Genomic DNA, 14,023 nt, shown 5'->3' on the forward strand with positions numbered 1-14,023 from the left:
TCTTATTCAATTACTCACTGGCGCAGGCAGCTGAGATTTAGCAAATGGTTAAGAGTGAAGAGTAATGCAGAAAAACCACTGCTGTCTCGGCTTTCTTACATTTTCGCGAGCGCATTTGCATCACGCTGAGAACAGGAAAGTTCTCATTCAGATTTATGCAGAGCCTCTCCAGACTGTGCCCTTACTTTTCCGGACATTATGCAAAAACGACATCTAATGAAGAAATCACAGCTTATTGGCCTGACTTTGCTCACTTTTACCGTTGCCCTTTCCGCGCACGCCGAAGAGAAGCGTTATATTTCCGATGAACTCTCCACATGGGTACGCAGTGGTCCGAGTGATGATTACCGTCTGGTGGGAAGCGTCAATGCAGGCGAAGAAGTGACGCTGTTGCAGACCAATGACAGCAGCAAATATGGTCAGATTCGCGATGCTAATGGCCGCACCACCTGGATCCCGCTGGCGCAGCTGAGCGCGCAACCCAGCTTGCGCACCCGGGTGCCGGAACTGGAACAACAGGTGAAAGATCTGACTGATAAGCTGGCCAATATCGATGGCAGCTGGAATCAGCGCACTGCTGATATGCAGAAGAAAGTTTCAGGCAGTGACAGCGTGATCAACGGGCTGAAAGATGAAAATCAGAAGCTGAAGAACGAGCTGGTGGTGGCGCAGAAGAAAGTCAGTGCCGCCAATGTGCAGCTGGATGATAAACAACGCACCATTATTATGCAGTGGTTTATGTATGGTGGCGGCGTGGCGGGCGTCGGTCTGCTGCTGGGCCTGTTGCTGCCGCATATGATCCCGCGCCGTAAAAAGAACGATCGCTGGATGAACTGATTTTACGTCGTTGAGCAACGGGCGGCGAGAACGCCGCCTCTACATGCAGCATTCCCCAGGGGCGGCATTCTCGCCGCCCGTGTTGATGATTTGCGACGATCTTGATGACGGCGTTCTCGCCGCCCATGCTGACGCAACCCTTTTTTGTTATGCCCGCCATTTGTGCGACAATTACGCTAATTGATTTTCATTCCCCGAATTTCGCGACCAAAGCGTTCTGGAGAGCTGTTAGTGAAAACTTATCTTGTCGGTGGCGCGGTACGCGATGGACTGCTTAAGCTGCCGATCAAAGACAGAGACTGGGTGGTGGTCGGCGCCACGCCGCAAACCATGCTGGATCAGGGTTATCAACAGGTAGGCCGTGATTTTCCGGTATTTCTGCATCCTGCCAGCCGTGAAGAGTATGCGCTGGCGCGCACCGAACGTAAGTCAGGCAAAGGCTATACCGGTTTTGTCACCGACTTTTCCGCCGAGGTGACCCTTGAGCAGGATTTATTGCGCCGCGACCTGACGATTAACGCCATTGCCCGTGATGAGCATGGCGAATATATCGATCCTTACGGCGGCCGCGACGACCTCGAACAGCGCCTGCTGCGTCATGTCTCTGCTGCCTTTAACGAAGATCCCCTGCGTGTGCTGCGTGTGGCGCGTTTCGCCGCCCGCTTTGCCCATCTTGGTTTCCGCATTGCCGATGAAACCATGGCGTTGATGCAGCAGATGGCTGCCAGCGGTGAACTGGCCGAACTGACTGCCGAGCGGGTGTGGAAAGAGACGGAAAACGCTTTGCAGTCAGCCAATCCGCAGGTCTATTTTCAGGTGCTGCGCGACTGCCAGGCGCTGGCGATCCTGTTCCCGGAGATCGATAATCTGTATGGCGTACCGGCACCGGCGAAATGGCACCCGGAAATCGATACCGGTGTGCACACCCTGATGACGCTGGCGATTGCCGCCCAGCTCAGCCCGGAAGTGGATATCCGCTTTGCCACCCTGTGCCATGACTTTGGCAAAGCGCTGACGCCGCCGGAGAAATGGCCCAGCCATCATGGTCATGGCCCTGCCGGCGTACCGCTAGTGGCCGCACTGTGCCAGCGCCTGCGGGTACCGAATGCGGCGCGTGATCTGGCGATGCTGGTCGCGGAGTTTCACGATTTAGTGCATGGCATACAGAACCACGCGCCGGAAACGCTGATCCAGCTGTTTGACCGCGTTGATGCCTGGCGCAAACCGCTGCGTGTGGAGCAGATCGCCTTGACCAGTGAGGCAGATGCGCGCGGACGCACTGGCTTTGAAAGCAATCCTTATCCGCAGGGTGACTATTTGCGTGAGGCTTTTCAGGTGGCGCTGGCGGTTTCCAGCAAAGCAGTGGTTGAAGCAGGTTTTAAAGGTCCGGCTGTGCGGGAAGAGCTGACGCGCAGAAGAGTGGCGGCGCTGGAGGCGTGGAAAGCAGGATAAGGGCCAGCTATGCTGGCCCCTGAATTAAATCTAAACGAATACCATATAAACCACTGCCGCCAGAATAAAGCGGTAGATAGCGAACGGCACAAACGAAATACGTTTGATAATGTGCAGGAAGGCTTTAATGGCGATCAGCGCGACAATAAACGCGGTGACAAAACCGACGGCAAACATCGGCAGGTCAGCCATGGTGAGGAAGCCCATACTCTTATAGAGATCCAGCACCGTGGCGCCCATCATCATCGGCACAGCCAGAATAAATGAAAATTCTGATGCAGCATAACGACTGACACCCATCAGCATCCCGCCGGAAATGGTCGCGCCAGAGCGTGAGAAGCCCGGCCACAACGCCAGACACTGGAAGCAACCAATCATAAACGCCTGACGCCAGGTAATATCATCAATACCTTCCGCCTTTGGCTTCTTCGGCTTCAGGAACTCGGCCGCCAGCAGCAGCACGCCGCCAACTACCAGCGCATACATCACGTTAATCGGATTAAACAGCGATTTGATTTGGTCATGCAGCACCAGACCAATCACCACTGCCGGAGCCATCCCCAGCAAAATATGGACCAGTGTCAGATGCCCTTTACCGGTCCCTTCATGCTTTACCGGTTTGCTGCCAAAGTGAATGCCGATCAGACCAAACAGCCGGCGCCAGAACATCACGACTACCGCCAGAATTGACCCCAGCTGAATCACCACCTCAAACGTTTCGGCTTTCTGCCCTTCAAATCCCAACAAATGGCCGACAATGATCATATGACCGGTGGATGAGACGGGAAGGAACTCGGTAAGCCCCTCAACAATCCCGAGGATTGCTGCCACCCAAAGCTGATGAATATCTGCCATCAAATGTCCTCTACCCTAAATTTTTAAACCATTAAAAGGCGGTCGCTGCGCAGGCTACCGCCAGAAAAATATGCCAGCTACGAGTGAATCAGGCTTATGACACACCATAATGTGGTTTGGTTTCATTGTGATGGCAATCACATTGGGTTTATTTCAGATTAGTCCCGCGCTCAATTAATACGCCAACCTGCGCCGCCTGCGCTACCGCACCGGGTTTACTCACTTTGATCCGCACCCACGGCGAAGCGAAACGCGACAACAATAATGAAGCGACCTCTTCCGCCACGCGTTCCACCAGCGCAAACTTGCCGTTAGCGACGTGGGAAATAATCGCTTCCGAGACATCGGCGTAGCTCAGGCAGTCATTAACATCATCGCTGGCTGCCGCTTTACGGTTATCCCACGCCATTTCGACATCGAACACTAACTTCTGCTGAATGGTCTGTTCCCAGTCATAAACACCAATAGTGGTGATGACGGTCAGTTGCTCAATAAATACGATATCCATGATGACGCTCTCTGTTTTTGCGTTAGCCGGATACCACTTCCGGCGGATTATGCGTATTATCCACAGATGACGAGAATAAAACGACCCTTACGGAACGGAACGTTGTTATGAGTGCAATCGCGCCTGGTATGATCATTTTCGCGTATCTGTGCGGCTCCATTTCCAGTGCGATCTTGGTTTGTCGCCTCGCAGGCTTACCCGATCCACGCCTTAGCGGTTCCGGCAATCCCGGTGCCACTAATGTGCTGCGTATCGGTGGCAAAGGCGCCGCGGCGGCGGTGCTGGTGTTTGATGTACTGAAGGGGATGCTGCCGGTATGGCTGGCTTACTTCCTCGGCGTCTCGCCAGTGTTCCTTGGCCTGACCGGCATTGCCGCCTGCCTTGGACATATCTATCCGCTGTTCTTCCATTTTAAAGGCGGGAAAGGTGTAGCGACGGCATTGGGCGCGATTGCTCCCATCGGCTGGGACTTGACCGGGCTGATGACCGGCACCTGGCTGCTGACTGTACTGCTCAGCGGCTACTCTTCGCTCGGCGCGATTATCAGCGCCCTGATCGCCCCGTTCTACGTCTGGTGGTTTAAGCCGCAGTTCACCTTCCCGGTGGCGATGCTCTCCTGCCTGATACTGCTACGTCATCACGACAATATTCAGCGTCTGTGGCGCGGCCAGGAAACCCGCATCTGGAAGAGAAAGAAGGGTAAAAATAAAAAATCCGCCTGATGCGGATTTTTTTCAGTCAGACAGGCGGCAATTCAGCCAGCGGCCAGCGTGGCCGCACGGTGACGCTTAGCTCACCGCGGGTGCCGCCTTTCAGCCGCACCATGCCAGCATAGGCAATCATCGCGCCGTTATCGGTACAGAACTCCGGACGGGCATAAAACACTTCACCGCCCCGCGCCTGCATCATCTCCGCCAGTTTGCTGCGCAGCGTACGGTTAGCACTGACGCCTCCTGCAATCACCAGCCGCTGATAACCCGTATGCTCCAGCGCACGCTTGCACTTAATCGCCAGCGTATCGACAACCGCGTCTTCGAAAGCGCGGGCGATATCGGCATGGGTCTGCGCATCAGCACTGTTTTCACGGATGGTGTTCGCCGCAAAGGTTTTCAGTCCTGAAAAGCTGAAATCCATTCCCGGGCGATCGGTCATCGGCCGTGGGAAAGTAAAGCGTCCGGCCTGTCCTTGTTGCGCCATTTTCGCCAGCATCGGTCCGCCGGGATAATCCAGTCCTAGCAGCTTGGCGGTTTTATCGAAGGCCTCACCTGCGGCATCATCCACCGATTCGCCCAGCAAAGTGTATTCACCCACGCCGGTTACGCTTATCAGCTGGGTATGTCCGCCAGAGACCAGCAGCGCCACAAAAGGAAATGCCGGTGGATTATCTTCCAGCATCGGCGCCAGCAGATGCCCCTCCATATGGTGTACCGGCACCGCAGGCACGCCCCAGGCAAACGCCAGCGAGCGACCAATGGTTGCGCCGACCAGTAGCGCACCGACCAGACCTGGGCCGGCGGTCCAGGCGACGGCATCGATATCCTGTGCCGTCAGCCCGGCCTCTTTCAATGCTGCCTGAATCAGCGGCACGGTTTTACGCACATGATCGCGCGAGGCCAGTTCTGGCACCACACCGCCATAATCCGCATGCAGTTTTACCTGACTATACAGTTGGTTAGCCAGCAGACCGTTGATATCATCATATATTGCGATGCCGGTTTCATCGCAGGACGTTTCAATTCCCAGTACACGCATCAATTGTTTACCTCATTATCGCGGCGCGCATTTTAGCATAAGCCCCCCTCTGCCTGCGGCTATTTTGACGGCTGAACGCGCATTTAATCAGCAAAAAGCGTAAAATATTCCCCCTTGAGCAAATTGATTGATGTATAATCAGCCCCCTGAAAATTAACCGGCAGCCGCACAGGCGCTTCTGTTGGTTTCATAAGTTCATGGTGCTTTACAACGCAGCGTATGTTGGAGTAAAATTCCGCACCATTTTGAAATGAGCTGGCACTGACGTCAGCCGCAAAACCGAATTTATCCGAGGTGAGAGTTACATGCCGGTAATTAAAGTACGTGAAAACGAGCCATTCGACGTAGCACTGCGTCGCTTCAAGCGTTCTTGTGAGAAAGCAGGCGTTCTGGCTGAAGTTCGTCGTCGTGAGTTTTATGAAAAACCTACGACTGAGCGTAAGCGCGCTAAAGCTTCTGCAGTAAAACGCCACGCGAAGAAACTGGCTCGCGAAAACGCACGCCGCACTCGTCTGTACTAATTTCTTCTGGAGGTTAACCCCTCCGCCGCGTATTACGCGCAGACAGAGTCATTAAGAGGCCGTGCTTTCCGAAAGGAATGCGCGGCTTGTTCTCGTTTATGAGCTGAACCACTTTCACAGGCAGAACAACGGGGCTTATGGCTGGACGTATTCCACGTGTATTTATCAATGACTTACTGGCTCGCACGGACATCGTGGATCTTATCGATGCGCGCGTAAAGCTAAAGAAGCAAGGTAAGAACTATCACGCGTGCTGTCCTTTTCATAACGAGAAAACCCCCTCTTTCACAGTAAATGGTGAAAAACAGTTTTATCACTGCTTCGGCTGTGGCGCACACGGTAATGCGATTGATTTCCTGATGAACTATGATCGTCTGGAATTTGTCGAGAGCATTGAAGAGCTTGCCACTGCATATGGCCTTGAAGTGCCGTATGAAGCCGGGAGTGGCCCAACTCAGCTGGAACGTCATCAGCGCCAAAGCCTGTATCAGTTAATGGAAGGCTTAAGCACCTTCTATCAACAAGCACTACCACAGGACAACGCGACGACGGCTCGTGACTATCTGGCGCAACGCGGACTGAGTGCGGAAATCATTAAGCAGTTTGCGATTGGTTTTGCCCCGCCAGGCTGGGACAACGTATTAAAACGTTTTGGTCGCGACGAAGAGAATCGTCAGTCGCTGATTGATGCCGGTATGCTGGTGACCAACGATAAAGGTCGCAGCTATGACCGTTTTCGTGAACGCGTGATGTTTCCTATTCACGATAAGCGTGGACGCGTTATCGGTTTTGGTGGACGTGTATTAGGTGATGGTATGCCGAAATACCTTAACTCACCGGAAACCGAGATTTTTCACAAAGGCCGACAGCTTTATGGCCTGTATGAAGCACATAGAAACCATCCAGAGCCTGCACGTTTGTTGGTTGTGGAAGGTTATATGGACGTGGTGGCGCTGGCGCAATTTGGCATCGATTATGCTGTGGCTTCGCTGGGCACGTCGACAACTGCCGACCATATTCAACTTCTTTTTCGTTCGACCGATAACGTAATTTGTTGTTATGACGGTGATCGTGCCGGTCGCGAAGCAGCATGGCGTGCTTTAGAGACGGCATTACCTTACATGACCGACGGTCGTCAGCTACGCTTTATGTTCCTTCCTGACGGGGAAGACCCGGATACACTGGTACGCAAGGAAGGCAAAGCGGCGTTTGAAGCGCGGATGGAGCAGGCAACACCGCTCTCCACCTTCTTATTTGACTCACTGATGCCGCAGGTCGATTTATCTTCGCGTGATGGCCGTGCGCGTCTCAGCACCCTGGCGCTGCCGCTGATTAGCCAGATTCCGGGTGAAACACTGCGCATCTATATGCGCCAGGCGCTGGGGAAAAATTTAGGCATTCTCGACGACAGCCAGCTGGAAAAGCTGTTGCCAAAAAAAGCGGAAAATGCCACGCCGAATCTGGCGCCGCAGCTAAAACGCACAACCATGCGTATACTTATTGGACTGCTGGTGCAAAATCCGCAGCTGGCGACGATGGTGCCATCGTTGCAGGGTCTGGAGCAGTCGAAGATGGCTGGTCTGCCGCTATTTGTTGAGTTAGTGAATACTTGCACTGCTCACCCTGGCCTGACCACCGGACAGCTACTAGAGTTATATCGCGGAACAAATTTTAGCCAGAACCTTGAAACGCTGGCGACATGGAACCACATGGTAGTAGATGAAGAAGTTGAAACCATGTTTAAAGATTCGCTGGCCAGTATGTACGATTCAGCACTGGAGCAGCGTCAGGAAGAGCTTATCGCGCGTGAACGGACCAAAGGTCTGAATGCCGAAGAGCGCCGCGAACTGTGGTCACTAAACCAGGCGCTGGCGCGGAAGTAACCGAATTATTGCGGGCGGCGAGAACGCCGCCCCTGCAGAAAAGAACTCAGCGGCTTAAGTGCCGAATACCGTTCGGGCTGGTCCCGACAGCCGCAACGAGGGCAGCGGCAATAATCTAAAAGCCTTCAACTGTTATTGTTGGCTGCATGGCCGACCGACACCAATCTAATTTAACAGAAGTGTGGATACCGTCTTATGGAGCAAAACCCGCAGTCACAGCTAAAGCTACTTGTCACCCGTGGTAAGGAGCAAGGCTATCTGACCTATGCCGAGGTCAATGACCATCTGCCGGAAGATATCGTCGACTCCGATCAGATCGAAGACATCATCCAGATGATCAACGACATGGGCATTCAGGTAGTCGAAGAAGCGCCTGACGCCGACGATCTGATGCTGAATGAGAACAGTTCTGATACCGATGAAGACGCTGCTGAAGCGGCTGCTCAAGTGTTATCCAGCGTAGAATCTGAAATTGGACGCACCACCGACCCGGTCCGCATGTATATGCGTGAAATGGGTACCGTAGAACTGCTGACGCGCGAAGGCGAAATCGACATCGCTAAACGCATCGAAGACGGTATCAACCAGGTACAGTGCTCTGTTGCTGAATATCCGGAAGCAATTACCTACCTGCTTGAGCAGTACGACCGCGTAGAAGCGGGCGAAGCGCGTCTGTCCGATCTGATCACCGGTTTTGTCGATCCGAACGCCGAAGAAGACATCGCACCAACGGCCACTCACGTCGGCTCTGAACTCTCTGAAGCAGAGCGTAACACTGACGACGATGATAGCGAAGATGACGACGACGATGCAGAAGATGACAACAGCATCGATCCGGAACTGGCGCGCGAGAAATTTACTGATTTACGTAACCAGTACGAAATTACACGTACCGTAATCAAAGCCAATGGCCGTAGCCATGCGAAAGCCGCCGCTGAGATTCAGAACCTGTCTGACGTGTTCAAACAGTTCCGCCTGGTGCCGAAACAGTTCGATTTCCTCGTTAACAGCATGCGTATCATGATGGACCGCGTTCGTACGCAGGAACGTCTGATCCTGAAGCTGTGCGTTGAACTGTGCAAAATGCCGAAGAAGAACTTTATTACGCTGTTCACCGGCAATGAAACCAGCCAGACCTGGTTCAAAGCGGCACTGGCAATGAACAAGCCATGGTCCGAGAAGCTGAACGATGTGGCTGATGATGTTTATCGCAGCCTGCAGAAGCTGGCGCAGATTGAAGAAGAAACCGGCCTGACCATTGAGCAGGTAAAGGATATCAACCGTCGCATGTCAATCGGCGAAGCGAAAGCGCGTCGTGCGAAGAAAGAGATGGTGGAAGCAAACTTACGTCTGGTTATTTCGATCGCCAAGAAATATACCAACCGTGGTCTGCAGTTCCTTGATCTGATTCAGGAAGGTAACATCGGCCTGATGAAAGCCGTTGATAAGTTTGAATATCGCCGTGGTTATAAGTTCTCAACTTATGCGACCTGGTGGATCCGTCAGGCTATCACCCGCTCAATCGCCGACCAGGCGCGTACCATCCGTATTCCGGTGCATATGATTGAGACCATTAACAAACTCAACCGTATTTCGCGCCAGATGCTGCAGGAGATGGGCCGCGAGCCGACGCCGGAAGAGCTGGCTGAGCGCATGCTGATGCCGGAAGATAAGATTCGCAAAGTGCTGAAAATCGCTAAAGAGCCAATCTCTATGGAGACGCCGATTGGTGATGATGAAGATTCACATCTGGGCGATTTTATCGAAGACACCACGCTGGAGCTGCCGCTGGACTCCGCCACCTCAGAAAGCCTGCGTTCTGCAACGCATGATGTTCTGGCTGGCCTGACCGCGCGCGAAGCGAAAGTGCTGCGTATGCGTTTCGGGATCGATATGAACACTGACCACACGCTGGAAGAAGTGGGCAAACAGTTTGACGTAACGCGTGAGCGTATTCGTCAGATTGAAGCGAAGGCGCTGCGTAAACTGCGCCATCCAAGCCGCTCTGAAGTTCTGCGTAGCTTCCTCGACGATTAATCGTGCGCTGAAGTGACAAAAAACCCCGGCTTGCCGGGGTTTTTTATTGCCCGCACTCTGGTTATTTTTTTATTTTAATGGCTGATTAACTGACTCATTACTAATAATAACGACGTAAAAATTCGGACCAGCATTTATTCAACCCAGCGTCAGAAGATTAACAATCAGATTTTACCGTCGTGAATATGACGATAAATAGTGCCAGGATAGCAGTTTCTTTTATTTCTTCTTCATTTCACAGAGGCTATAAATGAATAAGACTGCCAGCCGGGTAAAAAAAATACTGGATGTGGTCGCCTATGCGTTAGCCCACAAAAACACACCACTGTTCAGTTATAATCAGCTAAACGAAGATGATATCAGTGTTATTGCGGCGTCTGGAACAAAAGGGATAATCCCCAGAACTATCTGGATCTATTGGGAGGATGAAAACCTGCCTGATTATATTCGCCGGATGGTCAACCGCATGCAATTACAAAACCCGGACCACTCATTAATATTGCTTAATGCAAAAAATCTGAGTGACTATATCCCACCCGTTAACTTTACCGCCACTGATATTCCGCTGGCGAATAAATCCGATATTATTCGCCTGGAGATCCTCGCGACATTTGGCGGCATCTGGATTGACGCCTCTACCCTGTTTTATCACAGCCTGGCGTGGGTACATCAGGTTAATCAGGCAGCAAATCACGACCTGATAGGTTTTTATCGGGATATCTCCACAACCAACAGAAATTATCCGGTGATAGAAAGCTGGTTCCTCTGCGTTCCGCCTGATAATCCTTTTATCCGCAAATGGCTGGATATTTTATCACCGCTAAAAGAGCTGGGTGCCAGAGGCTATTACCATATGATACAGGCACGGGAGGACTATGCCGAGATTGCACAAAAGATCCATAAACCAGACTATTTGCTGGTCTATCTGGCGCAGCAGATTGCGCAACGGCAATGTGATAACCTCAATCTTTATCTGAAACGCAGCGAAGCGAACGCCTTTTTATATCAGGAACATCTTAACTGGGATGCTTATCAGCTGGCGAAATGGCTGTGCCTGAATAATGCGCCGCTGGTTCCGCCGCCACTAATCAAACTTAACAGCGCGAATCGCAGCGGTATTGAATCTATTATGCGGCTGAAGCTGGTCAATAAAAACAGCATTATTGGCGATCTTTATCGCCGGCGTTAAAGACCGCGCAGTGCCAGTGTGGAGTCGAGTTCTTTATAAGACTCCACCATCTTCTCCTGAGTTGCGCGATTCAGCCCACTGGGATTCGGCAGCACCCAGACTTCGGTGGCGCCAATAGTGATGGCCTGTCTGCCCCACTCCACCTTGCTCTGGCGAAAAGCGCGCTTAAAAGCCTCTTTACCTAACACCGCCAGCGCAACTGGCTGGAACAGCTGAATTTTCTCAATCAATACCTTACCACCATCACGCAGTTCCAGCGCCGACAACTCATTTGCCTGTACGGTGGGACGCTCAACCAGCATGGTGATGCCGCAGCGCGTCTCCAGCAATCTTTGCTCCTGTTCCGGTTTCAGCAGCTGGTCGGTAAATCCCGCCTGCCAGACGGTTTTCCAGAAACGGTTACCCGGATGGGCAAAATGGAATCCGTGATGCGCCGAGGATTTGCCGGGATTGATGCCACAAAACACCACACGCAGACCTGGCGCCAGAATATCGGTAATCGGCTGTTCACTATTATTATTCATAAGGTTCCGGGTTATCACTTAAGGTAACAGATGTAAACGCTGCTTCAGGCTATGGCGCGAACTGGCCAGCATCTGCGCCGCACGCTGCTCATCAGGGCAGGCGCGCGCCAGCGACATCGCACCAATCAGCTCTGCCAGCGCTGAGGTCGCCATCACATCAGCATCGCTCTCTCCGCGCTGGTGCAGCCGCGAACGGATTAACTGATGCATATATTGTACGCCGCAATCAAAACGCGCCCGGGCCGCTTCTGGCAGCCGGGCAGCCTCCCCAGACAACGCAGGCAGTGGACAACTCTGCTCAGGCGCCAGACGCACCTTATCGGACAGGTAAAGGTCAATAAATGCCCGCAACGCGATTTTCGCATCTGGTTCATTCAGCGTCGCCGCCAGTGCTGCCTGCGACTGAGCAAAAATATGATCGATGGTTTCGGCGACCAGCTCATCACGTGAACGGAAGTGAGCGTAAAAACCGCCGTGGGTTAACCCTGCCCGTTTCATCAATGCAGCGACACCTATGCCCTCAGTGCCCAATACACGCATTGCACTGGCGGCCTCGTCAAGGATGCGCTGCCGGGTGCGCGCTTTGTGACTCAGATGTTCCATCTCACTCTCCCGCTTCGCAATCAGTCACCATTATAGGTTATGACAATCATAATAATTATTACGACCGTCATATTCAAACCCTGCCAGCTATTGACTGTTTATATGATGATCGTCATATTTATCCACACACAGAAATGATGACCATCATATTCAGGAGTTCACTATGTCTTTCGCTACACAATCTTCAGGAACTGCATTAGTCACCGGCGCATCTGCCGGTATCGGCGCAACCTACGCTGAACGCCTTGCGCAGCGCGGCTACGACCTTATTCTGGTGGCGCGCAACCGGGCACGCCTTGAATCACTGGCGGTCAGACTGGCCAGCACCCATGGCGTTCGTGTTGAAGTGGTTGCGGCAGACCTGACCCTCGCCAAAGATCTGAGCCGCATCGCTCAGCGTCTGACGGAGGATCCACAGATCACATTGCTGCTTAATAATGCCGGAATGAGTGTCGACGGTGATTTCCTTACAGCCGATATCAGTAAAATTGAAACCATGCTCGCACTGAATATCACTGCGCCAGCCCGTCTCGCCCATGCCGCCGGAAACAGCTTTAAGGCGCGCGGACAAGGCACAATTATCAATGTGTCATCGGTATTATCACTGGTGCATGAAACCTCTAACGGCGCTTATAACGCCAGCAAATCCTTTGTCCTGACGTTGACGCGCGCACTGGCCAGAGAGTTGCAACAACATGGCGTTCGCGTACAGGCGGTACTGCCGGGCTTAACCCGCACCGAGATCTTTGAGCGTTCAGGCAGGTCCATCGACGATCTGCCGGCACATATGCTGATGGAAGTGACCACGATGGTGGATGCCAGCCTGCGAGGACTGGATTCAGGCGAAGTGGTCACTATTCCTGCACTGGAAGATATCGGGCAGTGGCAACAATATGATAGTGCGCGCTCAGCGATGATCCCTGGCCTGTCGCTTAGCCAGTCGGCTTCACGCTACCGTTAGTCATAGTTTTGGCGCTTCGCTGCTGTGGGTAAACAAAAACCGACCAAAGTGAGATGCAAAAAATCAATGGCAAGTGCGGTGCGACGGATTAAAACCTTGTGATTCAGATGCTTTGCACCAGGCGGAAGTTGCTGAAAAAAAAGACAACTGAATGCTTATCACTGGATTGCGCACCAGAGTTACTTTATAATCCCGCCCCGCAGGCCCCTTAGCTCAGTGGTTAGAGCAGGCGACTCATAATCGCTTGGTCGCTGGTTCAAGTCCAGCAGGGGCCACCAAATTTTAGCTTTAAAATCATATAATTAAGCCACTTCGCAAGGAGTGGCTTTTTTGTTTGCTGCTTTTCAGTGGCGATAAAATGGCAGCAGCCATTAATTGATCATTGCCTTAAGCCCTAAAAACCTTAAATGAAGGGAAATCGCGGATCAAATAACTCACATTATGGTATTTAAAATAATTATAGCTAATAACGAATCTGGAGTTTAAAACCCGGAAAATAAAAAGGGTGCTCATGGATCATGCTCTATAACTACCAACGGGCGGGGACTTACCCCGCCGTTGGGTTGCGTTACCCGCTGGATTTGCAAGCCATGGTAACCGCAACCTCCATATTGCCCTGCCTTATGCGGAATTCACAAACTGAATCCCGTATTATCAATCCCAACATAACTATTGTTACGACGATAATTCTCAGACTAAGCACTATAAATTTTTGCAGCATCATGGCCTCCATGCATATTGCATTTTCCTGGGCAAGAGGCTAACCTGATGTTCTCAAGCATTGGACTAGCCTCATATCGATTAACAGTCGTATGGGGCTTTTCTCTTTTATATCCTTTGCAAATGCTCAGGATATAAAGATCCAGAGCACCCACCAGACAGTCTACCTTAATGAATTTCC

At 52.2% G+C, this 14,023-nt stretch carries 15 protein-coding genes and 1 tRNA gene; 9 read left to right on the plus strand and 7 right to left on the minus strand.

Features of this window, described 5'->3' with window-relative positions; translation table 11 throughout:
- Positions 1 to 216: 216 nt before the first annotated feature.
- Both N5923_RS11760 and N5923_RS11765 read left to right on the plus strand, forming a co-directional pair.
- Positions 217 to 837: a TIGR04211 family SH3 domain-containing protein gene (locus tag N5923_RS11760; RefSeq protein ID WP_267141125.1), complete on the plus strand. Its 621-nt coding sequence runs from the start codon at positions 217 to 219 to the stop codon at positions 835 to 837.
- A gap of 231 nt (positions 838 to 1,068) precedes the next feature.
- Positions 1,069 to 2,289 carry a multifunctional CCA addition/repair protein gene (locus tag N5923_RS11765; RefSeq protein ID WP_267141126.1) on the plus strand — a complete coding sequence of 407 codons (1,221 nt, stop codon included), beginning with the start codon at positions 1,069 to 1,071 and terminating at the stop codon, positions 2,287 to 2,289.
- A 30-nt stretch (positions 2,290 to 2,319) separates the two neighbouring features.
- Here the strand turns inward: N5923_RS11765 and bacA are convergent, their stop codons facing one another.
- Positions 2,320 to 3,144 (minus strand): undecaprenyl-diphosphate phosphatase, encoded by an 825-nt coding sequence (gene bacA, locus N5923_RS11770; protein ID WP_267141127.1) that lies wholly within the window; start codon positions 3,142 to 3,144, stop codon positions 2,320 to 2,322.
- Between the two features lie 148 nt (positions 3,145 to 3,292).
- Positions 3,293 to 3,652: a bifunctional dihydroneopterin aldolase/7,8-dihydroneopterin epimerase gene (gene folB / locus N5923_RS11775; RefSeq protein WP_017801268.1), complete on the minus strand. Its 360-nt coding sequence runs from the start codon at positions 3,650 to 3,652 to the stop codon at positions 3,293 to 3,295.
- Positions 3,653 to 3,759: 107 nt separating this feature from the next.
- Between folB and plsY the strand changes: the two genes are divergently transcribed.
- Entirely contained in the window at positions 3,760 to 4,374 is a 615-nt protein-coding gene (gene plsY / locus N5923_RS11780; protein WP_017801269.1) for a glycerol-3-phosphate 1-O-acyltransferase PlsY, read from the plus strand.
- A gap of 16 nt (positions 4,375 to 4,390) precedes the next feature.
- Here plsY and tsaD read toward each other — a convergent pair whose 3' ends face one another.
- Positions 4,391 to 5,404 carry a tRNA (adenosine(37)-N6)-threonylcarbamoyltransferase complex transferase subunit TsaD gene (gene tsaD / locus N5923_RS11785; protein WP_267141128.1) on the minus strand — a complete coding sequence of 338 codons (1,014 nt, stop codon included), beginning with the start codon at positions 5,402 to 5,404 and terminating at the stop codon, positions 4,391 to 4,393.
- A 305-nt stretch (positions 5,405 to 5,709) separates the two neighbouring features.
- On the opposite strand from tsaD, the gene rpsU reads away from it, so the two are divergent.
- The 4 genes from rpsU (at position 5,710) to N5923_RS11805 (ending at position 11,034) form a co-directional block, all read left to right on the plus strand.
- Positions 5,710 to 5,925: a 30S ribosomal protein S21 gene (gene rpsU / locus N5923_RS11790; protein WP_001144069.1), complete on the plus strand. Its 216-nt coding sequence runs from the start codon at positions 5,710 to 5,712 to the stop codon at positions 5,923 to 5,925.
- Between the two features lie 137 nt (positions 5,926 to 6,062).
- Positions 6,063 to 7,808 carry a DNA primase gene (dnaG, locus tag N5923_RS11795; RefSeq protein WP_267141129.1) on the plus strand — a complete coding sequence of 582 codons (1,746 nt, stop codon included), beginning with the start codon at positions 6,063 to 6,065 and terminating at the stop codon, positions 7,806 to 7,808.
- Between the two features lie 195 nt (positions 7,809 to 8,003).
- The gene (gene rpoD / locus N5923_RS11800) at positions 8,004 to 9,845 is read left to right on the plus strand and encodes an RNA polymerase sigma factor RpoD (protein WP_267141130.1); all 1,842 of its coding nucleotides are present in this window, start codon (positions 8,004 to 8,006) and stop codon (positions 9,843 to 9,845) included.
- A 250-nt stretch (positions 9,846 to 10,095) separates the two neighbouring features.
- Positions 10,096 to 11,034 (plus strand): glycosyltransferase family 32 protein, encoded by a 939-nt coding sequence (locus N5923_RS11805; RefSeq protein ID WP_267141131.1) that lies wholly within the window; start codon positions 10,096 to 10,098, stop codon positions 11,032 to 11,034.
- On the opposite strand, the gene mug is transcribed toward N5923_RS11805, so the two are convergent.
- Both mug and N5923_RS11815 read right to left on the minus strand, forming a co-directional pair.
- On the minus strand, positions 11,031 to 11,558 hold the full coding sequence (gene mug / locus N5923_RS11810) for a G/U mismatch-specific DNA glycosylase (protein ID WP_267141132.1): 528 nt from the start codon (positions 11,556 to 11,558) through the stop codon (positions 11,031 to 11,033). The two genes, N5923_RS11805 and mug, sit on opposite strands and share 4 nt — an antisense overlap.
- 18 nt (positions 11,559 to 11,576) lie before the next feature.
- Positions 11,577 to 12,161 carry a TetR/AcrR family transcriptional regulator gene (locus tag N5923_RS11815; protein WP_267141133.1) on the minus strand — a complete coding sequence of 195 codons (585 nt, stop codon included), beginning with the start codon at positions 12,159 to 12,161 and terminating at the stop codon, positions 11,577 to 11,579.
- A gap of 163 nt (positions 12,162 to 12,324) precedes the next feature.
- Here N5923_RS11815 and N5923_RS11820 point away from each other — a divergent pair, with 163 nt between their 5' ends.
- Both N5923_RS11820 and N5923_RS11825 read left to right on the plus strand, forming a co-directional pair.
- Positions 12,325 to 13,122 carry an SDR family NAD(P)-dependent oxidoreductase gene (locus N5923_RS11820; protein WP_267141134.1) on the plus strand — a complete coding sequence of 266 codons (798 nt, stop codon included), beginning with the start codon at positions 12,325 to 12,327 and terminating at the stop codon, positions 13,120 to 13,122.
- Between the two features lie 202 nt (positions 13,123 to 13,324).
- Positions 13,325 to 13,400: transfer RNA gene (locus N5923_RS11825), tRNA-Ile, on the plus strand.
- Positions 13,401 to 13,690: 290 nt separating this feature from the next.
- Here the strand turns inward: N5923_RS11825 and N5923_RS24795 are convergent.
- Together N5923_RS24795 and N5923_RS11830 are read right to left on the minus strand one after the other, a co-directional pair.
- The gene (locus tag N5923_RS24795) at positions 13,691 to 13,855 is read right to left on the minus strand and encodes a Hok/Gef family protein (RefSeq protein ID WP_407704437.1); all 165 of its coding nucleotides are present in this window, start codon (positions 13,853 to 13,855) and stop codon (positions 13,691 to 13,693) included.
- A partial coding sequence (locus N5923_RS11830; protein WP_267140560.1) for a hypothetical protein occupies positions 13,818 to 14,023 on the minus strand: 206 nt, incomplete at its 5' end. The genes N5923_RS24795 and N5923_RS11830, both read right to left, overlap by 38 nt.

The organism is Winslowiella arboricola, assembly GCF_025527015.1.
Classification (GTDB): Bacteria; Pseudomonadota; Gammaproteobacteria; order Enterobacterales; family Enterobacteriaceae; genus Erwinia; species Erwinia arboricola.